Source organism: Actinoplanes sp. HUAS TT8 (genome assembly GCF_051380535.1).
Classification (GTDB): domain Bacteria; phylum Actinomycetota; class Actinomycetes; order Mycobacteriales; family Micromonosporaceae; genus Actinoplanes.
Genome location: NZ_CP195646.1, coordinates 7,939,672 through 7,961,305, shown reverse-complemented (window position 1 = coordinate 7,961,305; position 21,634 = coordinate 7,939,672). Strand labels below are relative to the sequence as shown.

The following is a 21,634-nucleotide window of genomic DNA, read 5'->3' as shown; positions in this document are numbered from 1 at the left end:
CGGTCATCCCCGTGCGTAGAAAGGATCCGCGGTGGCAACTCGCAAGCGGAAACTGTTCGGAGCGGCGGCCGTCCTCGCCGTCCCGGCCGGCCTGATCGGGTGGGCGGTGCTGCCCTCGGAGGCCGCGACCGCCCCGGTGGCCGGCGGCACGTACACCCTGGCGGTGAAGAAGAGCGGCCTGTGCCTCGACGTGCCGGCCGCGTCGAAGGAGAACGGCGCCCTGCTGCAGCAGTGGGGCTGCACGTCCGGCGCGACCTGGCAGCAGTTCAAGCTGGTCGCCTCCGGTACGAACTACCTGCTGCAGAACGTGAACAGCGGCAAGTGCGTCGACGTCCCCGGCGCCTCGGCGACGTCCGGGACCCGGCTGCAGCAGTGGGGTTGTGTCGGCTCCCAGACCAACCAGCAGTGGAGACTCGCCGCCAGCGGCACCGGCACCTACCAGATCATCAACGTCGGCAACGGCCTGTGCGTCTCCGACCAGGGCGCCTCGACCGCCTCGGGCGCGGCGATCATCCAGGAGACGTGCACCGCCAACTCGAACAAGCAGTGGGCGTTCACCGATGTCGGCAGCACCGGCCCGTTCACCGTGGCGGCCGACGGGACCGGGACGTACACGACCGTGCAGGCGGCGATCGACGCGGTCGGGACCGGGAACAGCAGCCGGAAGACGATCACCGTCAAGCCGGGCACCTACCGGGAGACCGTGACCGTTCCGGCCACCAAGCCGTACGTCACGCTGCTGGGCGGCGGTGACTCGGCCGACGACGTGGTGATCGTCGGCAACCACAGCTCGGCCGGCGGGTACGGCACGTCGGGCAGCGCCACCCTCTTCGCCAACGCGAAGGAGTTCAACGCCACGAACCTGACGATCGCCAACGACTACGGCGAGGGCAGTCAGGCGGTGGCCGCGAACCTGAACGCCGACCGGCTGGTCTTCGACAACGTCCGGTTCCTGGGCGCGCAGGACACGCTGCTGGTCAACAGCGGACGGACGTACGTCAAGAATTCCTATGTCGAAGGCACTGTCGACTTCATCTTCGGTGGTGGCACCGCGGTCTTCGACGCCACGAAGGTCTACCAGAAGCGGACCAGCGGCGGACCGATCACCGCGGCGCGGACGGATGCGGCCACCGCGTACGGATTCCTGTTCTACAAGTCCACGGTGACCGGCGCGGCGAACAACGTGACCCAGCTGGGCCGGCCGTGGGGTGCGGACGCGCAGGTGCTGTTCCGGGAGTCCTCGTTGAGCGCCACGATCAAGACCGCCCAGCCCTGGATCGACATGTCGGGAAATGTCTGGCAGAACGCGCGTTTCCTGGAGTACCGGAACACCGGCTCGGGCGCGACCACCAACAGCAACCGGCCGCAGCTCAGTGACGCGCAGGCCGCGAGTTACACCCCGCAGAAGTACCTGGCGGGTACCGACAACTGGAACCCGGTGGGCTGACGCATGCGTAAAAAGCGGATCTTCCTGACCGCGGCCGTCCTGGCCGTCCCGACCGCGATCGTCGGCTGGGCGGTGCTGCCGTCCGAGGCCGCGACCGTGCCCGCGGCCGGTGCCACCTACACCTTGGCCGTGAAGAAGAGCGGCCTGTGCCTCGACGTGCCGGCCGCGTCGAAGGACAACGGCGCGCTGCTGCAGCAGTGGGGCTGCACCGCGGGCGCCGCCTGGCAGCAGTTCAAGCTGGTCGCCTCCGGTGCGAACTACCTGTTGCAGAACGTGAACAGCGGCAAGTGCGTCGACGTGCCGGCCGCCTCGGCGACGTCCGGGACCCGGCTGCAGCAGTGGGGTTGCGTCGGCTCCCAGACCAACCAGCAGTGGAAACTCGTCGCCAGCGGGACCGATTCGTACCAGATCGTCAACGTCGGTAACGGACTCTGCATCTCCGACCAGGGGGCGTCGACCGCCTCGGGCGCGGCGATCATCCAGGAGACGTGCACCGCCAACTCGAACAAGCAGTGGGCGTTCACCCCGGTCAGCACCGGCCGGACCTGGTCGAACACCGCCGACGGCTTCGCCTCCACCGGCGGGGGCACGACCGGCGGCGCGGCCGGGGCCACGGTTACCGTCACCACCCTGGCCGACCTGCAGAAGTACGTCACGGCGACCGAACCGTACGTGATCAGGGTGGCCTCGGCGATCACCGTCACCCCCAAGGGCACCGAGCTCAAGGTCCAGTCCGACAAGACCATCGTCGGGGTCGGCACCAGCGGCCAGATCCTCCAGGGCGGCTTCTTCCTCGGTACCGGGATCAAGAACGTGATCATCCGGAACCTGACCATCAAGGACGCCGCGATGCCCGAGGACGACCCGGACGACAAGGTCTACGACTACGACGGCATCCAGATGGACACCGCCGACCACGTGTGGATCGACCACAACCGGATCACCAACATGAACGACGGCCTGATCGACAGCCGCAAGGACACGTCGTACCTGACCGTCTCCTGGAACGAGCTGTCGAACGAGAACAAGGCGTTCGGCATCGGCTGGACCGACAACGTGACCGCGCGGATGACGATCCACCACAACTGGATCCACGACACCAACCAGCGCAACCCGAGCGTCGACAACGTCGCGCTGGCGCACCTCTACAACAACTACATGCAGAACATCACCTCGTACGGGAACCTCTCGCGCGGCTCGACGAAGCTGGTCCTGGAGAACAGCTACTTCGACAACGTGGCCAACCCGTACAACGTCGACGACCTGACCAAGGGGCAGCTCAGGCAGAGCGGCAGCATCGTGGTCAACTCGTCCGGCAAGCAGGTGACCAACGGGTCGGCGTTCACGCCGTCCAGCTACTACGCGTACACCCTGGACGCCGCGGCCGACGTGCCGGCGCTGCTCAAGCAGTACGCCGGCCCGCAGGCCACGATCGGCAACTGACCTCCGACGGGAGGGATGCGGCCCGGGACCGTGGGAGCAGTCCCGGGCCGTTCCCGTCGGTGACCGTCGGTCAGGCGACGGCCGGGTCCACGTCGTGGGCCCGGCCGTTCGGGACGCGGGTCCGGCCGTGCACCGCCAGGAAGCCGTCGACCGCGCCCGACCAGGGAAAACGCTCGGCCTGGGCGCGGGCCGCACCCCGGCGGGCGGTCTCCGGCCGGTCCAGCAGTTCCCGGATCGCCGCCGCGTAGGCCGACCCGGTCCCGTCGGCCGCGACCCCGGCCGCCCCGATCACCTCGGGCAGCGCGCTCGACGACCGCGCCACCACGGGGGTCCCGCTGGCCAGGGTTTCGAGCGCGGCCAGCCCGAACGTCTCGATCGGCCCGGGCGCCACGCCGACGTCGGCGCTCGCCAGCAGCGCGTTGAGCAGCGCTTTGTCGGTGACGTGGCCCAGGAACGTGGCCGGCAGCTGCCGGTCGAGGGCCTCCTGCTCCAGGGCGACCCGCAGCGGACCGTCCCCGGCCACGACCAGGATCGCGTCGACCCCGGCCGAGCGCAGTTCGGCCAGCGCGGCCAGCGACAGCCGGGGCTCCTTCTCGGCCGACATGCGCCCGCAGTGCAGCAGCAGCACCTGGTCGGGCCGGGCGAATCGGCCGCGCACCGAAGGGTCCTGGTTGGCCGGCGTGAACCGGGCCAGGTCGACCCCGAGCGGCACCCGGATCGGGGTCGCCCCGAGCCGGACGAACTCCCGTTCGGCCCAGCCGGTGGTGCAGACCACCGCGTCGAAGGCGCCGACCGTGCGCGCGTTGAGCCGGTCGGCCGCGCGCAGGCCCAGGGACCGGCCCGGGCCGAAGAGCCGCAGCAGCCCGTCCAGGCTTTCGTGGGACACCATCATCGACGGCACCTCGGCCCGCCGCGCCCAGGCGCCGAGCCAGCGCAGCGTCGACCGGTCGTGCACCTCGATCCGGTCGGGGCGCAGCCGGTCGAGCAGTTTGGTGATCGCACCCCGGTTGAGCAGGACGCGGTATCCGCCGAGCCCGGGGACGACCGGGCCGGGCCGGGTGATGAGACGGCCGTACGGCGTCTCCTCCTCGGTGGCCCGCGGACCGGGAGTGATCAGCACGGCTTGATGTCCCGCCGCCTGATATCCCTGGCCGAGCTCTCGCAGCGCCGTGCGGAGGCCGCCGGAGGTCGAGTGGACGAAGTTGGCGATCCGCACGATCAGCATGCGTCCAGATCATCGAAAACCGTGGTACTGGGGGCAACGCCGCCCTGTCCGCAGGCCGAACTCTCGCTAACCTCTACCCCGTGATGCTCAGGGGCGGCACCGTGCACCGCGTTTACAGCGTGGTCGTTTTCGTGATCCTGGCGTCACTGGACAACGTCGCCATCGGCATCGTCCCACCGCTGTACGGGAGCATCGGCGACGACTTCGGGGTCGGCGAGGGCCACATCGCGCTGGCCACCACGATCATGTTCCTGATCAGCGCGGTCGCCGCGATCGGGTGGGCGTACGCGGGCGACCGCACCGACCGCAAACCGGTCCTGATCCTCGGCACGGTGATCTGGATCGCCGGCACCGCCTGGTCGGGTCTGTCCGCGGGGTACGTGTCGTTCCTGCTCGCCCAGGTGCTGGCCGCGTTCGGGCTGGGCGCGGTCGCCTCGGTCAGCTTCTCGGTGGTCAGCGATCTGATCTCGCCGCGCCGCCGGGGCCTGGTGATGAGCTTCTGGGGCCTGTCGCAGGGCGTCGGCACGCTGGCCGGCACCCTGGTCGGCGGCATCCTCGGTCACGCCGACTGGCGGCAGCCGTTCCTGGTCACCGCGGTCGCCGGGTGCGCGGCCACGCTGCTGTACGTGTTCACCTACAACGTGCCGCGCGGGGACAGCCAGCCGGAGCTGGCCGGGATCGACTACGACGAGCGGATCCACCACGACCACCTGCCGATCATCCTGGGCCGGCGGACCAACATCTGGCTGATCCTGCAGGGCGGCACGGCCCAGATCGCGTTCGGCTCGCTGGTCTGGCTGCCGGTGCTGTTCCGGGCCCGGGCCGAGGACCAGGGCTACTCGCCCGGGACGGCGGTGCTGGTCGGCAGCGTGTTCGCGACGATCTTCCAGCTCGGGGCGGCGCTGTCGATCCTCGGGGGACTGGCCGGTGACCGGTTGCAGCGGCGGACGCCGCGGGGGCGGGCGCTGGTCGCGGCCGTGGGCGTGCTCGCCGCCGTACCTTTCTATGTGGTGTTGTTCTTCGTGCCGATGCGGATCACCGTGCCGGACGGGGCCGGCACCGCCGACGTGATCCGCGGGGTGCTGGACAACGTGGTCACCGAGCCGACGGTGGCGGTCTGCCTGGCCATCGCCGTGTTCGCGCTGATGCTGACGTCGGCCAACTCGCCGAACTGGTTCGCGATGATCGCCGACGTGAACCCGCCGGAGCATCGGGGCACCGTCTACAGCCTGGGCAACCTGGTCAACGGGTTCGGCCGGGCGGGCGGCAACGCGCTGGTCGGGGTGGCCTTCCAGCGGCTGGCCGGCGCGTTCCCGCCGCCGTTGAACTACGCGGTCGGGCTGGCCTCGTTCCAGTTCTTCTTCATCCCGACCGGGATCATGTACTGGATGGCCAGCAGGACGGTGGCCGACGACATGGCCGCCACGCACGCCGCCCTGCTGGCGCTCTCGAAATCGTCAGACCGCGGCCCAGACGGTGACGTCGGTGGGGACCCGCCCGTCGCCGTCGAGCGGTTCACTGCTCAGCAGGACCCGGGCGTCTGACGGCAGCCCGGCCGGCTCGGCGCCGAAGTTGGTGAGCACCAGGATCCCGCCGTTGCGGAACGCCAGCACGTCACCCTCCGAGGACGCCCAGGTCAGCGAACCGTTGCCGAGGTCCTGCGCGCGCCGGGCGGCCAGCGCCGAGCGGTACAGCTCGTAGGTCGAGCCGGCCACGTCGACCTGGCGGTCCAGCGCGTACTCGGCCCAGCTGGCCGGCTGCGGCAGCCAGCTGTCGTCGCCCGGCCCGAAGCCGTAGGACGGGGCGTCGGCCTCCCACGGGATCGGCACCCGGCACCCGTCCCGGCCGCGTTCGGTGTGCCCGGACCGCTCCCAGGCCGGGTCCTGCCGGAACTCGTCGGCCAGCGTCGTGTGCTCGGGCAGCCCCAGTTCCTCGCCCTGGTACAGGTAGGCCGAGCCGGGCAGCCCGAGCATCAGCAGCGTGGCCGCCCGGGCCCGGCGCAGGCCCAGCCCGGTGTCCGGCTGCGGGTCGCCCGGGCCGATGCCCGGTTTGCGCCCGGTGCCGGCCGGGAAGCCGAGCCGGGACGCGTGCCGGACCACGTCGTGGTTGGAGAGCACCCAGGTGGTGGTCGCGCCGACCGAGCCGGTGGCCGCGAGCGAGGAGTCGATCACCTCACGCAGCTCGGCCGGCTTCCAGGGCGCCTCCAGGTACGGGAAGTTGAACGCCTGGTGCATCTCGTCCGGCCGCACGTACCGGGCCAGCCGCTCCTCGGGCTGCACCCAGGCCTCGGCCACCATGATCCGGGCCGGGGTGTACTCGTCCAGCACGGTCCGCCACTGCCGGTAGATCTCGTGCACGCCCTCCTGGTCCCACATGGGCGGCGGGGGACCGGCCGGCTCCAGGCCGCCGAGCACCACCGACGGCTGCGTCCAGTCGGCCAGCTTGGCGTCCTTGACCAGGCCGTGGGCCACATCGACGCGGAAGCCGTCGACGCCGCGGTCCAGCCAGAACCGCAGGATGTCGAGGAACTCGGCCCGGACCTCGGGGTGATCCCAGTTCAGGTCGGGCTGGGAGACGTCGAACAGGTGCAGGTACCACTGACCGTCGTCGACCCGGTGCCAGGCCGGGCCGCCGAAGACGCTCTGCCAGTTGTTCGGCGGCTCGTCGTGGAAGATGTAGCGCTCCCGCTCGGGGCTGCCCGGTCCGGCGGCCAGCGCGGCCTTGAACCAGGCGTGCTCGCTCGACGTGTGGTTGGGCACCAGATCCACGATGATCTTGAGGCCCAGGTCGTGGGCGGTGGCGATCAGCTTGTCGGCGTCGCCCAGGCCGCCGAGGCGCGGGTCGACGTCGCGGTAGTCGGCGACGTCGTAACCGGCGTCGTGCTGCGGACTGACGTAGAACGGGGAGAGCCAGACGGCGTCGATGCCGAGCTCACGGAGGCGGGGCAGGCGCGCGGTGATGCCGGGCAGGTCGCCCATGCCGTCGCCGTTCCCGTCGGCGAACGAGCGTGGGTAGATCTGGTAGATGACGGCGTCGCGCCACCAGGCGTCAGTGGAGGGCATGAACCCCAGCGTAGGCGGATGCTTTCGTCAGCCGTCGAGGATGGCCGCGAATCGCTCCTCGGCCAGGTCCAGCTGGTCCAGGATGTGCTCCTTGGCCTGGGTGGAGAGCGGGGTGTCGGGCCGCCCGATCAGCTCGCGCAGCTTCGGCACCAGCGGGCGGTACTTGGTCGCCGACCGGTGGGCCTTGTCGAGCGTGGTGTGGATCACGCCGACACCGTTGTCGGTGAAGTCCGAGATCTTGATGATCCGCGCCCACGGATCGCGCTCCAGACTGTCGGCGACATGCTCCCGGTACTGCTCGTGCCGATCACGCCCCGGGTCGTAGGCCGGATTGGTCACCGACCGGACCAGATCGGCGACCCGAGGATTGAAGCGAAGAGCAAGAGCGGCCAAGGCCGCTTCGGTGCTTTTCCCGTACGGCGTGTCCGGCGCGACCCCGGCCAGCTCCGCCGGGTGATCCTCCACCGCGTCGTGCAGCAACGCCGCGACGAGCACGTCCACGTCCCGGATCTGGTAGTACCGGATGATCCGGATGGCCACCCGCAGCAGATGGTTCAGGTACGGCTCGCGGACCCGCCGGTCGGTCGCGTGCAGGGTGGCGGCCAGGTCCAGCGCCTCGGTCAGACGCTCGCGCTCGGCGGCCGGGAACGACTCCAGCTCCAGCTCGAACCGTTGCCGCAGGCCGGCCTCGCCGTACACCTCGGTGATCGCGTGCAGCGGCATCGAGAGCAGCATCCTTGGCGCCATGCGGATCAGATATACCTGATCATCGGCCGCGACGGGGATCGATCATGTGCCGGATGTGGCCGGACCCACCACCGGGCCCCGCGTCCCGCCGCCCGGATCGGGAATCGGGCCGGGCGTGTCGGCCGGCGCCATCGGGGTCAACGGACCGACCGGGGACACCGGCACGGTCGGCTCGGCCCCGAACCCGGAGAAGACCTGCACGGTCGGTGGCACGGCGGGCGGCGCCGGCTCCTCGGGCGGGATCGTCGGCATCGGGACGAGCGGCGGCGCACCGGCCACCGACGGGTCGAAGGTCGGCGGGCGCGGCGCCGGCCGCGGGGCCGGCGACGGGCGGCCCGACCCGGCGGCCCGTCCGGAGGCCACCGCGCGGGCGGCCGGGGAGAGCCGGATCGCCGCCGCCCCGAACTGCGAGGCCTGCCGCAGCGTCCAGGGCTGCGGGGTCTCGGCGTGCGCGCCGCGCTTCGGGGTGCCGGCCCCGTCGGTGAACTCCTCGTCGGTCATCGCCTGCAGCGCGCTCAGCGCCACCCCGACGATGGTCGCCGCGGTCAGCACGGTGATCGGCACGATCAGGGCCAGCGGCCGGATCCCGCCGGTGGGCTGCTCGGCCGACGGGACCAGCTCGACCGAGAGGGCGGCCATGCCGGTGTAGTGCATGCCGCAGACCGCGACGGCCATCACCCCGGCGGCGCCGGCGATCGGCCGCAGCCCACGCACCGAGACCGCGAACCACAGCGCCGTGGTGCAGGCCACGATCGCGATCACAGCCGACGCGGCCACCAGCATCGGGTCGTAGTGCAGGACCGCGCCGGTCAGCCGCATGCCCTCCATGCCGGTGTAGTGCATGGCCAGCACCCCGCCACCAGTGAGCAGGCCGGCGGCGACCGTCTTGGCCGGGCTGGGCGAGCCGTGGCCGACCACCATCAGCCCGATCCCGACCGTGGCGACCGAGAACAGCATGCTGAGCAGGGTGACCGGGAGGTCGTAGCGGACCGGGCTGTCCGGGACGTCGAAGCCGAGCATCGCCGAGAAGTGCATCAGCCAGATGCCGCATCCGCCGATCGAGAACGCGGCGATCACCAGCCACCGGTTGCGCCGGCTGCGGCTGTGCACACCGCGCGCCCGCTCGGTGCAGAGCAGACCGAGAAAGGATCCGAGGTACGCCAGCAGGGTCGCGGCTATCGGATTGAAGGCGCCATAGGTGAAGTGGTGAACGTGAGCAGACACTGCTTTACCTCGCGAAACGTCGGCGATCGTCCGCGGGGTAGTGAGTCAGAAATCAGCTGCCGTTCAACGCACGTGGTGTGCGTCGGTGCACCAAAGAGAACCGGGACCGTTCCGTTTCTGGGAACGATCCCGGTACCGATACCGACGGGATTGTGGGGTGCGGGGGTGGCGGATCAGGTGAAGATGCTGACGCCACCGGGGCCGACGAGCAGGCCGACGATGATCAGCACGACGCCCCAGAGGATCTGCCGCCGGAACAGCGCGAGGATGCCGGCGACCACGAGGATAACGGCGAGAATCCAGAGCAGTAGGTCCATGTCACTGCTGGTACCCGGTGTCCGAAAATCGGAAACCTGCTCCCGGATCACACGTTCACGAGTTGTGTGTCCTTCGCGTCCACAGTGTCGCTGAGCAGCTGATACACGTTGTACGCCTGCTTGATGACCGGGTGCGCGACGTTGCGTACCGGCACCCCGCCGGGCGTGCGCCCCCGCTCCGAGCCGTGGTGCGCGTGCCCGTGCAGGGCCAGCGCGGTCGGCGCGTCGTCGATCGCCTGGCCGAGCTGGTAGCAGCCGAGGAACGCGAAGATCTCCAGCGGCTCCCCGGCCAGCGTCTCCGGGACCGGGGCGTAGTGGGTCAGCGCGACCAGGGCGTCCACCTCGACCGAGCGCAGCGCGTCGCGCAGGGCGTCGGCGTAACGTTCGGCCGTGCCGACGAAGTCCTTCATCTCGCGCTCGCCGAAGTTGCTGGCGCAGGCGCCCTTGAAGCCGCCGCCGAACCCCTTGGTCCCGGCGATGCCGAGCCGGTGCCCGTGCAGCTCCAGCACGGTCGCCGTGCCCTCCAGGACGGTGATCCCGGAGTCGGTGAGCACCTCGGTCACCTCGTCCTGCCTGTCGCTCTGATGATCGTGGTTGCCGAGCACCACCACGACCGGCACGCCCAGCCCGCCGAACTCGGTGGCGAAGCACTTGGCCTCGTCGACCGTGCCGTGCCGGGTCAGGTCGCCGGCGATCAGCAGCGCGTCGGCCCGATCGGGCAGTTCCTCCAGGGCCGGCCGGTACCGGCCGACCACGTCCTTGTCCACGTGGACGTCGCCCACGGCGGCGATCCGGATCATGAGATCTCCTCCACCTCGGCCGGCGCCTGGGTCCGGGTGATGCCGATGTCGCAGGCGATCTCCAGGTCCGGGTAGCGCGCGGTGATCTGCCGGCAGATCTCGTCCCGCCGCTGCGCGCTCTCCACCTCACCGCCCAGCACCAGCACGTTCTCCCGGCGTTGCACGGTGACACCCTGCTCGGCGATCCGGTCGTGCTCGGTCAGCAGCCGCTGGATCTCGGCTTCCAGATCGATCTGTTTGGTCATCTCAGGCCCCTACCCCTCCTCTGGCGGAAATGGCACGACGTCAAGGCGATCGAGCAAAACCAGAAAGGCTTCCGCGTACGGCGATGTCGCCGTCTCGCGTCGCACCCGCTCCCAGTCGATCTGCTCGCGCAGCGACCGGGCCACGGGCAGCCCCTGCGCGAAATCGCAGTGGTGCTGGCTGTACGCGAGCAGCTTGTGGATCATGAGTTGGGTGGCCGACAGCACCGGCATGTAGATCGCCTCGACCGAGATCCGCTCGGTGTCGGCCAGGGTCTCGTCGGTGACCGGCGTCTCCACCGGACGGAAGATCAGATCCACCATCCGGCCCTCCTCGAAGACCTTGACCAGCCAGTCCTCCGGCGGTTCCTCGGTCTCGAAGCCGACCCCGGCCAGCTCCTGCAGAGCCCGTTCCTTGTCCTGCTCGCGGATGAGGAAGTCCACGTCGTGATCGCTGGAGTGCCCTCCGTGGGCGTACACGGCGAAGCTGCCGCCCAGCGCGAAGGGGATCTCCGCCGTCTTCAGGGCCGCGGCGACACGCTTCATCGTGCCGGCCAGCCCCTCGTCGACGCGGTGCGGCATGGTGCCCTCCTGTGCTCGCCTGTCCAATTGATGACGACTACCCCGGGTAGCCGCACCTTGAACCCCCTCGGTGATCATTCTGGCCCGCTTCGACGGCATTACGAGGAGGAACGCAGCGTGCGAGGCCCGGCTACCGTCGGTTGGTATGTCCTCTCCCGTGCGCACCATCGCCCTGGTCGGCATCGACGGCTCCGGCAAGACCACGCAGGCCCGCCTGCTGGCCGAGAGCCTCGCCGCGGCCGGCCGCCCGGCGCGCTACCGGCAGAACGCGGGCGGGCGGGCCTGGTTCGGCCGGCTGGCCGTCCGGTTCGGCCGCCGTGACGCCGAGGACCTGCTCGGCCGCCGGCTCATGCTCCTGACCGAGTCCCTGCTGCGCTGGCTCGCCATCGCCCGGACGCTGCTGCGGCGCGCGGTCCGCCGGGAGGTCGCGGTCATGGACCGCTTCGCGGTGTGCCAGTACGCGAGTCTGCGCGCCCACGGGGCCGGCCCGGCCGCCGAGCGGCGCGCCCGGCTCGCCTACCGCTTCTTCCCGCGCCCGGACGTGACGTTCTTCCTGGCCGTCGACCCGGCGGTGGCCCAGCAGCGGATCGTCCGCCGCGGCACCGACCACGAGTCGATGGAGTACCTGACCGCGGCCGACCGCGCGTACCGGTCGATGCCGGAGTTCTCGAACTTTGTCGTCATCGACGCGAATCGCTCACCGGAGGAGATCCGGTCCGCGATCGGCGCCGCCCTCACCCAGGCGGCCGTGCCGGCTCAGCGCCGGGTCCGCGTGCGAACCCTGGTGCTGGCCGGCGTGCCGGTGGTTGCCGGAGCCGCGGTTCTCGGCTGGCAACTCGCTGAGTCTCTCTGAGCGGGTCAGGCCTGGCCGTAAACGGGGATCCGGGCCCCGCTGATCGGCCCGGAGGCGTCCGAGGCCAGGAACAGGATCGTCTGCGCGATCGTGGCCGGGCTCACCCAGCGGCTCTGGTCGGCGTCCGCCATGGACACCCGGTTGGTCGGCGTGTCGATCACGCTGGGCAGCACCGTGTTGCAGCGCACGTGCTGCTTCTTGTATTCGGCAGCCACCGTGTCGGCGAACGCGAGCACCGCCGCCTTGGACGCGATGTACCCGGCCGCGCCGGGGAAGGGCGCGAGCGCGGCCCGGGACGAGACGCAGACCACCGAGCCGCCACCGGCCGCGACCAGGTGCGGCAGCGCGGCCGCGGTGGTCAGGTAGGTGGGACGCAGGTTGGCGGTGAACATCGCCTCGAACTCCTCGACCGGCGTGTCGGCGATCAGGCCGCCACCGCCGTACCCACCGACGAGATTGACCACCGCCGTTAGCGGGGCCTCGGGATCGCCGGCGGCGGCCGTCGCGGCAGCGGCGGCACCGGCCGGGTCGGTCAGGTCGGCCGGAACGGCGACGACACCGGCCGGCAGCCGGTCGACGGAGCCGGGACGGGCCGGGGCCACCACCCGCCACCCCGCGGCCAGGAACGCCGCGATGGTGGCGGAGCCGAGCCCGCCGGTGCCGCCCGTCACAAGAGCAGTGTTGGTCATGGGGAGATCCGAACAGGTTGTCACCCGGCCGTGGGTGTGCTTTTCCTCACTACCACGCCCCCCAGCGGCCCTCACGGGGAATGTCACCGCATCGGGGAACGTCACCCGTGCGGGCGAGTGAAAAGAGGCGTGGCGTGCCGCAGTGTGGCCGATGGTCCCGTTCGGCCGGCGCGGCCGGGTCGGACGCGATCAATTCGATGTTCGCGTTTGTTTCAGGCCTGTCGGCGACCGGTCGATGCTGCACGTGAACCCCAAGGGCGAACAAGCCGTAATACCGGGTGTCCGCACCAGGGTGACGAGCATCGCGGCGCCCAGGTGATGCCCGTCGCTGTGGACGATGAGAGGCCGATGGTGTTATGAGGCGCGGTACGGGTATCCGTCTATCCGCAAGACGGTCGCAGAGAGATCGCGCTCAGCTACCGCGCACTGGGCTCTCAGGTAAGACCCAGGCATTCGTGACACTTTCGATCAGCCGGCAGGAATCAGCGCAGGCAGCCATTTGTTGTGTAGATGTCAGCAACCGCAATGCACGAGCTGCGGACGTTACGGGAGAGGGCTGATGGACGCAGGTATTGCCCGTAACAGGGTTAGTGACGGCAATGAGGGGACCGTGGGCAACGTGGAGAAGAACACCGTGATGCGTACCGACCAGGTTGCCGAGGAGCGCGACCTCGTCGGAGTCTACCTGCACGAAATCTCCCGGACGCCGCTGTTGGACGCCGCGCGTGAGGTCGAGCTCTCCAAGTCGATCGAGGCGGGCCTCTACGCCGAGCACCTGCTCGAGCAGGGCGAGGCGCGTCGTGGCATCAGCCGGGAAGAGCTCGAGCGGATCGTCGCCGAGGGCAGCAAGGCAAAAGACCTGTTCATCCGGGCCAACCTTCGGCTGGTCGTCTCCATCGCCCGCCGCTACGTGCGCTCCGGCATGCCGATGCTCGACCTGATCCAGGAGGGCAACACCGGCCTGGTCCGCGCCGTCGAGAAGTTCGACTACGAGCGCGGCTACAAGTTCTCGACGTACGCGACGTGGTGGGTCCGCCAGGCCATCAGCCGGGCGATCGCCCAGCAGGAGCGCACCGTGCGCCTCCCCGTGCACCTGGTCGAGGACGTCAACCGGATGCGTAACGTCACCCGCCAGCTCGTCCGCGAGCTCGGCGGCGACCCGGAGCCGGAGCAGATCGCGGCCGCCCTGGGCGTGACCGTGGAGCGGGTCAACGAGCTGACCCGCTGGGCCCAGGACACCGTGTCCCTGGACACCCCGGTCGGCGACGACGGCGACACCAACCTCGGTGACCTGGTCGCCGACAGCGACGCCCCGTCGCCCGAGGAGATCGTGCTGAGCGCACTGGAGCGCCAGCGCATCGAGGGCCTGCTGAACCACCTGGACGACCGCTCGGCCGGCATCATGCGGGCGCGGTACGGCCTGGAGGACGGCCGCGAGCACTCGCTGACCGAGGTGGCCTCGCGCTTCTCGCTCAGCCGGGAGCGGATCCGCCAGCTGGAGATCCAGGCGCTGGGCCGGCTGCGTGAGCTGGCCCGGGCCGAGGGCCTGCAGGCCGCCTGATCCACCGACAGAACTTCTGATCGACCGACAGCACGAAGAAGGCCGGTACCCCCGAGGGGCACCGGCCTTCTGCTTGTCCGCGGTGTTACAGAACCCGGCCGTATCCGTCCGGGGTCATGATGTTGATGCTGCGATGCAGGACGTCCCGCCCGGCCGACGGCGCGTCGATGATCATGCCGTCGCCGACGTAGATCGCCACGTGCCCGCCGCTGCGGTAGTACACCAGGTCACCGGGCTGGAGCTTGCTCTTGTCGGTGAAGAACTGGGCGTACGGTTTGTTCTTCTGCTGCGCGGCGCTGTGCGGCAGCGTGTGGCCGGCCTTGGCCCACGCGGCCATGGTCAGACCCGAGCAGTCGTACGAGTTCGGGCCGGCGTCGCCGAAACCGTACGGCTTGCCGATCTGCTTGAACGCGAAGGTCACCGCGACACCGGCGTCACCCGAGATGGTGGGGATGGGACCGGTGTAGGACCCCGAGTTCTCGGTGGCGCTGCCGTAGAGGTCCTCACGCATGTCGTACAGCTTCTTGAGGTCCTTCTTGATCTTCGTGGTCTGGGCGTCCAGCTCCTTGGACTGCAGCGTCTGCTTGGTCTGCTGCGTCTTGAGAGCCGTCTGCCGGTCCGTGAAGGTCTGCGTGGTCTCGGTGAAGGCGTCGATGTCCTGCTGGTTCGACCGGCTGAGCTGCTCGAGGTAGCTCATCCGCTGCAGGAGATCCTTCTGGTTGCTGCTGAGCAGGATCTCCGCCGGCCCGACCGGTCCCGTCATGTACGACGAGGTGGCGATCTTCTGCATGCGGGCGGAGGCCTGGGTGAGCGCCGCCTGGGCGGGCTTCAGCGAGGCGTTCAGCTTGGTGATGTCGCCCTGGGTCTTCTTCAGGGCGATCTTGCTGTTGTTGTATGCCTCGGTGACGTCCTCGAGCTTGTTGGAAGCGGTGGTGATCTGCTTCTCCAGCTCGGCCTTGGACGGGGCCGCGTGCGCGGCGGTAGCTCCCGACGTGGTGATCGCCAACGCGGTCAGCGCGACCACCAGCGCCCGGAGCCTGGTACGGGGGTGTGGCACTGGTCAGGGGCCCTTCTTCCGCTTCTGGCCGCCTACCGGGTTAGCTGACGGGTTCGGGCTCGGAAGACTGGCCCTACCGCTCACAACGCGGATTCACCCCAGGAAGTGGTTCCCCGGTTCGCGGCGGCACCGGCCCGGGGGATGGGCCGAGCGCCGCCCATGATTCGGCGGCGTTGGCCGGCGCCACGGCAGGTTTGTGGCTGCGGACCGAACCAACCGCATCAACTTATCGGGGTAGAAAACAAAATCAAGTACTGGCCGAGTGAAATTTGGCAATAGTCGGTCTTGCGAACTTAATCCCGATAACCGGCTGTCATTCGGCCCGCGCTGAGCGTTATTTAGATGAGCTTTTCAGCGGGCGGCGGCGAGTTCCGCATTCGGAACCCAGCGGCGCGTGACCCGGCGCTCGGCCCAGAACGAGAAGAACGGAATGGTGCCCGCGAGCATCACGATGATCATCCGGCGGAACGGCCAGCGCGCCCGGCGCGACAGGTCGAACGTGAGGAGCAGATAGATCATGTAGAGGAAGCCGTGCAGCGGGCCGATCACCGCGACCACCGTGTCGTTGTCGCCGATGTACTTCAGCGGCATGCCGACCAGCACGAGAACGACCAGGAACACGCCGACGATCCAGGCGATGATCCGATAGCGGGTGAGGGCGCCCTGCACGGGGGGATCTCCTTATTTCTTGGCGGTGCGGTAATCGGCCGGGCGGGCGCCGGGGTGCTCGGCCAGCCAGGCCAGATAGTCGTTGTAGGCCTGAAGCTCGGAGTCGGACTCGGCCGACGCGGCCGGCCGCACGGCGACCCGGACCGGGCGGCCCAGGGTGACCGGCGCCTGCGGATCGTGGACCACGGGCTCCTCGACGGCGGGCTCCTCGCCCGCCGGGTCGGACTTGCGGCGGAACAGCTGGATCTCCCGGATCCAGATGAACACCACGAAACCGGCGAAGACCGGCCACTCGAACATGTAACCCCAGCTGAGGGAGTTGCCCCCGGTCGCCCGGCTGAACTGCCACCACCCGAGCCCCAGACAACCCGCGGTCAGCACCAGCGCCAGGACGTGCCGGGCGATCCACGCCGGAGTCCACAGCCCTTTCATGCCCACGAGACTACCGGCGGGTTTGGTGATCGCCCGCACGGGCAAGCGTCAACACACGGACCTCGAATCGCAAGCGGAGGCGCACCATGGCGGACGCTCGATCCTCGACCGGCGCGACAGCCGACTTCGGCACCGGCGTCGACCCCGCGGTACTGGCCGACGACGACCTGTTCCGCGAACTGGCCAGCCTGCATCGAACCCGGCTGGAGACGCTGCGCCACGGGCCGGACGCGGCGCTGGAGAACCACTTCCGGCGCACCGCGGAACTGGAGACCGAGTACATGGCCCGCTTCCCCGGGCGCGAGGTCGACCCGGAAAGGCTCACCCAGGCGTTCTGACCCTCGCCTCGCCGAAGGGACCCCCCCACACATGTCCACCCTGCAGGAGAAGGCCGCCGCGGTGGCCCGCGCCTACGCGCCCCACGACCACCGGCCGCTCGGCGGCTACCTGGCCGCGATGGGGGCGTTCGGCGCACTCGCGGCCAGCCTGGCCGCGGCCGCCCGGCTCACCGGCCGGCCCGTCCCCGAACGCCCGGCCGTCGCCGACGTGGTGCTGATCTCCCTGGCCACCCACAAGCTCAGCCGCCTGATCGCCAAGGACTCGGTGACCAGCCCGCTGCGGGCGCCGTTCACCCGCTACACCGAGCCGGCCGGGGCGGCCGAGCTCAACGAGGAGGTCAGGGACTCCGGCAGCGGCCTCAAGCACGGCATCGGCGAACTCATCACCTGCCCGTTCTGCCTGGCCGCGTGGGTGGCCACCGGGCTCACCGGCGGGCTCGTGCTGGCCCCCCGGCTGACCCGGCTGGTGGCCACCGCGCTGACCGCCACCGCCGCCTCGGACTTCCTGCAGATGGCCTACTCCATAGCGAAGGAGAAGGCCGAGTGACGAGCGTTTGACTGTTAGTCAGGTCACAATCACTGCCGGAATCAGGGGCGGGTGCCGAAGGTTATCTACGGATGCCGGTGTGCCCAGTGTCCCCGGGCCTCACCCATCGCCTGCATGGAATACCGTTCGGCTGGAGCCATGCTGAGCCACTCGCCGCGAGGCGACCTGCACACCGGCATCTACTTCGTTCGGCCCCCGGGAACTCCCGGGGGCCGAAACTGTATTCAGGCGCCGATCGGGTTTAAACGGACAACACCCCCCGATCGGGGCACCGAACCGAGCCGTCTCCGGATCGACATGGCAGTATCCGTCGGGTGTCAGTACCGCAACGTCGCGTACCGGCCGCGCAGCGCGGCACCCGGATCCGCCGTCGCACCACCTCCGGTGGGGTGACCGCCCCCGGCCAGGCCCGCCGGCTCGTCGCCGCGGGCCGCCCCCGGCACACCAGCGCCGCCCTGCTCGGCGTCCACGGGCCCCACCCGGTCGAACTGGCCGGGCTGCTGCACGAGGTCACCGTGCGGATCCTGACCGCCGACACGGTCGCCCAGGCCCTCGACCGGCTCGCCGCGCTGGCCGCCGGCGCGCTGCCCGGCACCGTCCGCTGCACGGTCGCCCTGATCACCGAAGGTGGCCCGGTCACCGTCGCCGCCGCCGGCACCGCCGGCGAGACCTCCGACACTTTGCAGTACGCCGAGGGCAACGGCCCCGGCCTCGAAGCCGCCCGCACCCGCACCCTCATCACATCGGCCGACCTCGGCGCCGACGACCGCTGGCCGGAACTGGCCCGGGCCGCCCGCGCCGACGGGATCGGAGCAGTCGTCGCCGTCCCGCTCGACGTCCGGCGGCACGCGGTCGGCGCGCTCAGCATCAGCCTGGGCCGGCGCGGCGAAGCCGGCCCGGACCTGCTGCTCACCGCCATGGCCATCGCCGGCCAGGCCGAAGTGCTGCTCGGCGAACTGCACCGGCGCGAAGCCCTGACCGAAGGCGCGGCCGTCGACCGGGCGGTCGGCGTGATCATCGCGCAGCGGGGCTGCGGCGTGCAGGAGGCCTACCGGATCCTGCACGACTCGGCCCAGCGGCTCGGCCTGGACCGGATGACGGTCGCGGAACGCCTGGTCGCCGCAGCGGCCCGGGACCGTCAAACGAGTTCGTAGGTTATCCACACCAGCGGGTTGTCCACAGGCCATCCACATGATCTTGGCCGTCGGCGGGACAATGGTCGTGGGCTGCCCCCTCGGGAGGGTGGGGGCTGATTTTTTTCGGGGGAGGCCTCGGGAGGGTTACTTCGTGACCTCTTGGATGACCTCGAACTCCAGGAGGCTGGCGCCGGTGGCGACCGGCTTGGCGCGCTCGCCGGAGTGGGCGGCCTTGGCGCTGCCCTGGGACCAGTTCTGGAAGGCCTCCTCGGACTCCCACTTCGTGTAGACGAAGTAGCGGTTGTCGCCGGCGACCGGGCGCAGCAGCTCGAAGGCGAGGAAGCCGGGCTCGTTCTCGACCGCGCCGTGGCGGGCGGCGAAGCGCTTCTCCAGCTCGGGGCCGGCGCCTTCGGGGACCTCAATCGCGTTGATCTTCACAACAGCCATGAACCCACTGTGCCAGACGGCCGGGGCGCGCGGTTTCGCCTCGCGGGCTCGTGCCTCGCGCTTCGGCCTTGCGGGCTCGTGCCTTGCGGGCTCTTGCCTTGCGCTTTGGCCTCGCGCGCACTCGCCTCGCGCGGCTTCGCCCCGGGGGACCACTCGCCCCGCACGGTGTCGCCCCGCACGGTGTCGCACCGCACGGTGTCGCCCCGGGCTCACGCGCCTCGCGCGGTTTCGCCTCGCGCGGCTAGTGGTTGACGTTGGCGTCGGGCCGGTGGCGTGCGGCGGTGAGAAATCGCGGATGGCAGGGAAGTGGCGGCCGGCGTGTGGCGGCAACGGTCGGCGGCCGGCCCGGGGCGTCGGCGGTGCGGGCGCGGCAACGGTCGGCGGCCGGCCTGTGGCGTCGGCGGTGCGGGGTGGCAGCGCCGGCTTGGGTGGCGCGTGGGTGAGTGGGCGGGCGGCGGGCGGCTTGGGGTGGGTGGACGGGAAGGGCTTGAGACGACGGGGGTACGGGCAGGCGCCCGTACCCCCGCAATTGTCTTTTTTCAGTGACCGGGAGCCTCGCTGGCGGCCTTGACCCCCGCGTGGTTGTCGCCGCCGTCGGCGGCGTTTTCGGCCTTGGCGGCGTCGTCGGCGCGCTGCTGCTGGGCGGAGCGCATGGAGAGCGGGATCTCCGGCAGGAAGAAGACCGCGACCAGGCCGACGAGCATGATGAAGAACGCCATCAGGTAGACGACGTGGACGCTGTCCGAGAAGCCGACCTTGAACGGGTGGGCGACGACGTCGGTCAGCTTGTTGATGAACGACGTGTCGCTGAGCCCGCCGCCGCCCTTGGCCTGCGCCAGCAGCTGCTGCTGGCCCGGGTCGGAGGCGGCCTTGAGGAATTCCGGGTCCTTGGCGGCGTCCGTGTACGCGTCGTTGATCTTGCCGGGGAGCACGTTGAACAGCACCGACAGGAAGACCGCGGTGCCGAGCGTGCCGCCCATCGAGCGGAAGAACGTGACCGCGCCGGTGGCGACGCCGATCTCACGCGGGGAGACCGCGTTCTGCACGGCGGTGATCATCGGCTGCATGTTGCCGCCCAGGCCGAGGCCCATCAGCACCATGACCAGCATGGTCCGCCAGAGCGGGGTGTCGGCGCCGATCAGCGAGAACAGGAACAGGGCGATGACCATCAGGGTGCTGCCGATGATCGGGAAGATCCGGTAGCGGCCGGTCCGGGAGATCAGCTGTCCGGAGATGATCGAGCCGGACATGATGCCGATCACGAACGGGATCATCTGCAGGCCGGCCGCGGTGGCCGAGGAACCCTTGACGATCTGCAGGTACAGCGGGACGGTCATCAGGCCGCCGAACATGGCGATGCCCAGGATGGTGCTGGCGCCGGTGCCGACCGCGATCGTCCGGTTGCCGAACAGGCGCAGCGGCAGCAGCGCCTCTTCCTTGTAGGCGCGTTCGGCCAGCACGAAGCCGATCAGGCCGACGACGCCGACCACGTAGCAGAGGATCGAGCGGCCGGAGTCCCAGCCCCAGGCGCGGCCCTGCTCGGCGACGGTCAGCAGCGGCACCAGGCCGACGATCAGGGCGACCGCGCCGGGCCAGTCGATGCGGTGGTTGACCCGGGTGTGCGGCAGGTGCAGCACGCGCGCGACGACGGCCATGGCGGCGATGCCGATCGGCACGTTCAGGTAGAACACCCAGCGCCAGCCGTCGACCCAGAGGATGCGGTCGGCGCCGGCGAAGAAGCCGCCCAGGATCGGGCCGAGCACGCTCGCGGTGCCGAAGACGGCCAGGAACAGGCCCTGGTACTTGGCGCGCTCGCGGGGCGGCACGATGTCGCCGATGATGGCCAGGGCCAGCGACATCAGGCCGCCGGCGCCGATGCCCTGGATCGCGCGGAACGCGGCCAGCTCGTACATGTTCTGGGACAGGCCGCAGAGCATCGAGCCGACGACGAAGATGCCGATGGCGAACAGGAAGAACGGCCGTCGGCCGTAGATGTCGGACAGCTTGCCGTACAGCGGGGTCGAGATCGTCGACGTGATGAGGAACGCCGTCGTGGCCCAGGCCTGCAGGTTGAAGCCGTTCAGGTCGTCGGCGATGGTCCGGGTCGCCGTGGCCATGATCGTCTGGTCCAGCGCGGCCAGGAACATGCCCATCATCAGGCCGGCGAGGATCGTGAGGATCTGTCGGTGGGTGAATTCCGCGGCCGGTTTCTCGACCGCCGGGGTGGGGTGACTCACACGTTCTCCCGTGGTGGTGCGCCGAGGTCGGTGCGGAGCAGCGCCTCGACGGAGGTATTGAATTCTTCGAAAAGTCGGGCGAAAGTGTCGACCCGGTCGGCCGGCCAGTCGCTCAGGGCCCGCTCCAGCAGAGCGATGCGGGCCGCGCCCAGACGCTCGCAGGCGTCGTGACCGGCGTCGGTCACCGCCAGCCGGGAGGCCCGGCCGTCCGCCGGATCGGCCTCCCGCCGGGCCAGACCGGCCTTGACCAGCTGGGCGACCTGGCGACTGATCGTCGAAGGGTCGGCCTGCTTCAGGTCGGCGAGGTCGGTCACCCGCATCGGGCCCATCGCGCGCAACGGCAACAGCAGCATCAACGCGGAGAACTCGGCGCCGAGATCCCCGGTCTTGAGCATGCCTCTGAACCGCGGCCCCATCCGGATCAATCGGATGATTTCGTCGGAGAGCCGTGGAACTCCGGCCGTGGCTTCCTGGTCATCGGGCACGTGATTGCCGTCCTCATGGGCGCCGGGGACAATACGTGTAGCGTACAAGTTGTTGTGTGGTGAACGCATTTCGGTGGTCAGCACACGGCCGTGG

23 protein-coding genes and 1 riboswitch are annotated in these 21,634 nt (G+C 70.1%); of the genes, 8 read left to right on the top strand and 15 right to left on the bottom strand.

The window, feature by feature from the left end; all coding sequences use genetic code 11:
• The first annotated feature begins 31 nt into the window (after positions 1-31).
• Together ACSHV8_RS35245 and ACSHV8_RS35240 are read left to right on the top strand one after the other, a co-directional pair.
• A complete protein-coding gene (locus ACSHV8_RS35245) occupies positions 32-1,447 on the top strand; it encodes a pectinesterase family protein (protein WP_436522965.1) in 1,416 nt (471 codons plus the stop codon).
• Between the two features lie 3 nt (positions 1,448-1,450).
• Positions 1,451-2,890, top strand: coding sequence for an RICIN domain-containing protein (locus tag ACSHV8_RS35240; RefSeq protein WP_436522963.1), 1,440 nt, complete (start codon positions 1,451-1,453; stop codon positions 2,888-2,890).
• 70 nt (positions 2,891-2,960) lie between these two features.
• On the opposite strand, the gene ACSHV8_RS35235 is transcribed toward ACSHV8_RS35240, so the two are convergent.
• Positions 2,961-4,115, bottom strand: coding sequence for a glycosyltransferase (locus ACSHV8_RS35235; RefSeq protein ID WP_436522961.1), 1,155 nt, complete (start codon positions 4,113-4,115; stop codon positions 2,961-2,963).
• Between the two features lie 83 nt (positions 4,116-4,198).
• On the opposite strand from ACSHV8_RS35235, the gene ACSHV8_RS35230 reads away from it, so the two are divergent.
• A complete protein-coding gene (locus tag ACSHV8_RS35230; protein WP_436537064.1) occupies positions 4,199-5,659 on the top strand; it encodes an MFS transporter in 1,461 nt (486 codons plus the stop codon).
• Here ACSHV8_RS35230 and ACSHV8_RS35225 read toward each other — a convergent pair.
• From ACSHV8_RS35225 to ACSHV8_RS35195, 7 genes are all read right to left on the bottom strand, one after another.
• Positions 5,573-7,177: a glycoside hydrolase family 13 protein gene (locus ACSHV8_RS35225; protein WP_436522959.1), complete on the bottom strand. Its 1,605-nt coding sequence runs from the start codon at positions 7,175-7,177 to the stop codon at positions 5,573-5,575. The two genes, ACSHV8_RS35230 and ACSHV8_RS35225, sit on opposite strands and share 87 nt — an antisense overlap.
• Positions 7,178-7,204: 27 nt before the next feature.
• Positions 7,205-7,924, bottom strand: a complete 720-nt coding sequence (locus ACSHV8_RS35220) for an HD domain-containing protein (protein WP_436522957.1) — start codon at positions 7,922-7,924, stop codon at positions 7,205-7,207.
• A gap of 42 nt (positions 7,925-7,966) precedes the next feature.
• Positions 7,967-9,148 (bottom strand): MHYT domain-containing protein, encoded by a 1,182-nt coding sequence (locus ACSHV8_RS35215; RefSeq protein ID WP_436522955.1) that lies wholly within the window; start codon positions 9,146-9,148, stop codon positions 7,967-7,969.
• A 173-nt stretch (positions 9,149-9,321) separates the two neighbouring features.
• Positions 9,322-9,465: a GPGG-motif small membrane protein gene (locus tag ACSHV8_RS35210; protein WP_014688232.1), complete on the bottom strand. Its 144-nt coding sequence runs from the start codon at positions 9,463-9,465 to the stop codon at positions 9,322-9,324.
• A gap of 47 nt (positions 9,466-9,512) precedes the next feature.
• Positions 9,513-10,265, bottom strand: a complete 753-nt coding sequence (locus ACSHV8_RS35205) for a metallophosphoesterase family protein (RefSeq protein ID WP_436522952.1) — start codon at positions 10,263-10,265, stop codon at positions 9,513-9,515.
• Positions 10,262-10,510: a hypothetical protein gene (locus tag ACSHV8_RS35200; RefSeq protein WP_436522950.1), complete on the bottom strand. Its 249-nt coding sequence runs from the start codon at positions 10,508-10,510 to the stop codon at positions 10,262-10,264. The genes ACSHV8_RS35205 and ACSHV8_RS35200 overlap by 4 nt, the downstream gene beginning before the upstream one ends.
• Before the next feature lie 9 nt (positions 10,511-10,519).
• Positions 10,520-11,089, bottom strand: coding sequence for a nucleotidyltransferase (locus tag ACSHV8_RS35195; protein ID WP_436522948.1), 570 nt, complete (start codon positions 11,087-11,089; stop codon positions 10,520-10,522).
• A gap of 145 nt (positions 11,090-11,234) precedes the next feature.
• On the opposite strand from ACSHV8_RS35195, the gene ACSHV8_RS35190 reads away from it, so the two are divergent.
• Entirely contained in the window at positions 11,235-11,942 is a 708-nt protein-coding gene (locus tag ACSHV8_RS35190; protein ID WP_436522946.1) for a dTMP kinase, read from the top strand.
• 5 nt (positions 11,943-11,947) lie between these two features.
• On the opposite strand, the gene ACSHV8_RS35185 is transcribed toward ACSHV8_RS35190, so the two are convergent.
• Positions 11,948-12,631 (bottom strand): SDR family NAD(P)-dependent oxidoreductase, encoded by a 684-nt coding sequence (locus tag ACSHV8_RS35185; protein ID WP_436522944.1) that lies wholly within the window; start codon positions 12,629-12,631, stop codon positions 11,948-11,950.
• A gap of 559 nt (positions 12,632-13,190) precedes the next feature.
• On the opposite strand from ACSHV8_RS35185, the gene ACSHV8_RS35180 reads away from it, so the two are divergent.
• Positions 13,191-14,192, top strand: a complete 1,002-nt coding sequence (locus ACSHV8_RS35180) for a sigma-70 family RNA polymerase sigma factor (RefSeq protein ID WP_436522942.1) — start codon at positions 13,191-13,193, stop codon at positions 14,190-14,192.
• 85 nt (positions 14,193-14,277) lie between these two features.
• Here the strand turns inward: ACSHV8_RS35180 and ACSHV8_RS35175 are convergent, their stop codons facing one another.
• The 3 genes from ACSHV8_RS35175 to ACSHV8_RS35165 all read right to left on the bottom strand — a co-directional run bounded on the left by ACSHV8_RS35175 (position 14,278) and on the right by ACSHV8_RS35165 (position 16,350).
• Entirely contained in the window at positions 14,278-15,249 is a 972-nt protein-coding gene (locus tag ACSHV8_RS35175) for an NlpC/P60 family protein (protein ID WP_436522940.1), read from the bottom strand.
• Positions 15,250-15,263: 14 nt separating this feature from the next.
• A riboswitch (cyclic di-AMP (ydaO/yuaA leader) is annotated at positions 15,264-15,399 on the bottom strand.
• Between the two features lie 201 nt (positions 15,400-15,600).
• Entirely contained in the window at positions 15,601-15,918 is a 318-nt protein-coding gene (locus ACSHV8_RS35170; RefSeq protein WP_436522938.1) for a DUF3817 domain-containing protein, read from the bottom strand.
• Between the two features lie 12 nt (positions 15,919-15,930).
• Positions 15,931-16,350: a hypothetical protein gene (locus tag ACSHV8_RS35165; protein ID WP_436522936.1), complete on the bottom strand. Its 420-nt coding sequence runs from the start codon at positions 16,348-16,350 to the stop codon at positions 15,931-15,933.
• An 86-nt stretch (positions 16,351-16,436) separates the two neighbouring features.
• On the opposite strand from ACSHV8_RS35165, the gene ACSHV8_RS35160 reads away from it, so the two are divergent.
• The 3 genes from ACSHV8_RS35160 (at position 16,437) to ACSHV8_RS35150 (ending at position 18,389) form a co-directional block, all read left to right on the top strand.
• Positions 16,437-16,688, top strand: a complete 252-nt coding sequence (locus ACSHV8_RS35160) for a DUF6158 family protein (protein WP_436522935.1) — start codon at positions 16,437-16,439, stop codon at positions 16,686-16,688.
• Between the two features lie 31 nt (positions 16,689-16,719).
• A complete protein-coding gene (locus ACSHV8_RS35155; RefSeq protein WP_436522933.1) occupies positions 16,720-17,235 on the top strand; it encodes a DUF1360 domain-containing protein in 516 nt (171 codons plus the stop codon).
• Positions 17,236-17,549: 314 nt separating this feature from the next.
• Entirely contained in the window at positions 17,550-18,389 is an 840-nt protein-coding gene (locus tag ACSHV8_RS35150) for an ANTAR domain-containing protein (RefSeq protein ID WP_436522931.1), read from the top strand.
• 126 nt (positions 18,390-18,515) lie between these two features.
• On the opposite strand, the gene ACSHV8_RS35145 is transcribed toward ACSHV8_RS35150, so the two are convergent.
• From ACSHV8_RS35145 to ACSHV8_RS35135, 3 genes are all read right to left on the bottom strand, one after another.
• Positions 18,516-18,818 (bottom strand): antibiotic biosynthesis monooxygenase family protein, encoded by a 303-nt coding sequence (locus ACSHV8_RS35145; RefSeq protein WP_203740019.1) that lies wholly within the window; start codon positions 18,816-18,818, stop codon positions 18,516-18,518.
• Between the two features lie 539 nt (positions 18,819-19,357).
• Positions 19,358-21,055: an MDR family MFS transporter gene (locus tag ACSHV8_RS35140; RefSeq protein WP_436522928.1), complete on the bottom strand. Its 1,698-nt coding sequence runs from the start codon at positions 21,053-21,055 to the stop codon at positions 19,358-19,360.
• Complete coding sequence (locus ACSHV8_RS35135) at positions 21,052-21,624, bottom strand: MarR family winged helix-turn-helix transcriptional regulator (protein ID WP_436522926.1); 573 nt, start codon at positions 21,622-21,624, stop codon at positions 21,052-21,054. Before ACSHV8_RS35135 ends, ACSHV8_RS35140 begins: the two co-directional genes overlap by 4 nt.
• Positions 21,625-21,634 lie beyond the last annotated feature (10 nt).

What these genes read in the sequence shown, in the direction of transcription:
- ACSHV8_RS35200 (WP_436522950.1), bottom strand. Translation starts at nt 10,510, where the DNA reads ATGACCAAACAGATCGATCTGGAAGCCGAGATCCAGCGGCTGCTGACC.
- ACSHV8_RS35205 (WP_436522952.1), bottom strand. Translation starts at nt 10,265, where the DNA reads ATGATCCGGATCGCCGCCGTGGGCGACGTCCACGTGGACAAGGACGTG.
- ACSHV8_RS35190 (WP_436522946.1), top strand. Translation starts at nt 11,235, where the DNA reads ATGTCCTCTCCCGTGCGCACCATCGCCCTGGTCGGCATCGACGGCTCC.
- ACSHV8_RS35210 (WP_014688232.1), bottom strand. Translation starts at nt 9,465, where the DNA reads ATGGACCTACTGCTCTGGATTCTCGCCGTTATCCTCGTGGTCGCCGGC.
- ACSHV8_RS35145 (WP_203740019.1), bottom strand. Translation starts at nt 18,818, where the DNA reads ATGGCTGTTGTGAAGATCAACGCGATTGAGGTCCCCGAAGGCGCCGGC.
- ACSHV8_RS35225 (WP_436522959.1), bottom strand. Translation starts at nt 7,177, where the DNA reads ATGCCCTCCACTGACGCCTGGTGGCGCGACGCCGTCATCTACCAGATC.
- ACSHV8_RS35240 (WP_436522963.1), top strand. Translation starts at nt 1,451, where the DNA reads ATGCGTAAAAAGCGGATCTTCCTGACCGCGGCCGTCCTGGCCGTCCCG.
- ACSHV8_RS35180 (WP_436522942.1), top strand. Translation starts at nt 13,191, where the DNA reads ATGGACGCAGGTATTGCCCGTAACAGGGTTAGTGACGGCAATGAGGGG.
- ACSHV8_RS35220 (WP_436522957.1), bottom strand. Translation starts at nt 7,924, where the DNA reads ATGGCGCCAAGGATGCTGCTCTCGATGCCGCTGCACGCGATCACCGAG.
- ACSHV8_RS35155 (WP_436522933.1), top strand. Translation starts at nt 16,720, where the DNA reads ATGTCCACCCTGCAGGAGAAGGCCGCCGCGGTGGCCCGCGCCTACGCG.
- ACSHV8_RS35230 (WP_436537064.1), top strand. Translation starts at nt 4,199, where the DNA reads ATGCTCAGGGGCGGCACCGTGCACCGCGTTTACAGCGTGGTCGTTTTC.
- ACSHV8_RS35165 (WP_436522936.1), bottom strand. Translation starts at nt 16,350, where the DNA reads ATGAAAGGGCTGTGGACTCCGGCGTGGATCGCCCGGCACGTCCTGGCG.
- ACSHV8_RS35185 (WP_436522944.1), bottom strand. Translation starts at nt 12,631, where the DNA reads ATGACCAACACTGCTCTTGTGACGGGCGGCACCGGCGGGCTCGGCTCC.
- ACSHV8_RS35195 (WP_436522948.1), bottom strand. Translation starts at nt 11,089, where the DNA reads ATGCCGCACCGCGTCGACGAGGGGCTGGCCGGCACGATGAAGCGTGTC.
- ACSHV8_RS35160 (WP_436522935.1), top strand. Translation starts at nt 16,437, where the DNA reads ATGGCGGACGCTCGATCCTCGACCGGCGCGACAGCCGACTTCGGCACC.
- ACSHV8_RS35235 (WP_436522961.1), bottom strand. Translation starts at nt 4,115, where the DNA reads ATGCTGATCGTGCGGATCGCCAACTTCGTCCACTCGACCTCCGGCGGC.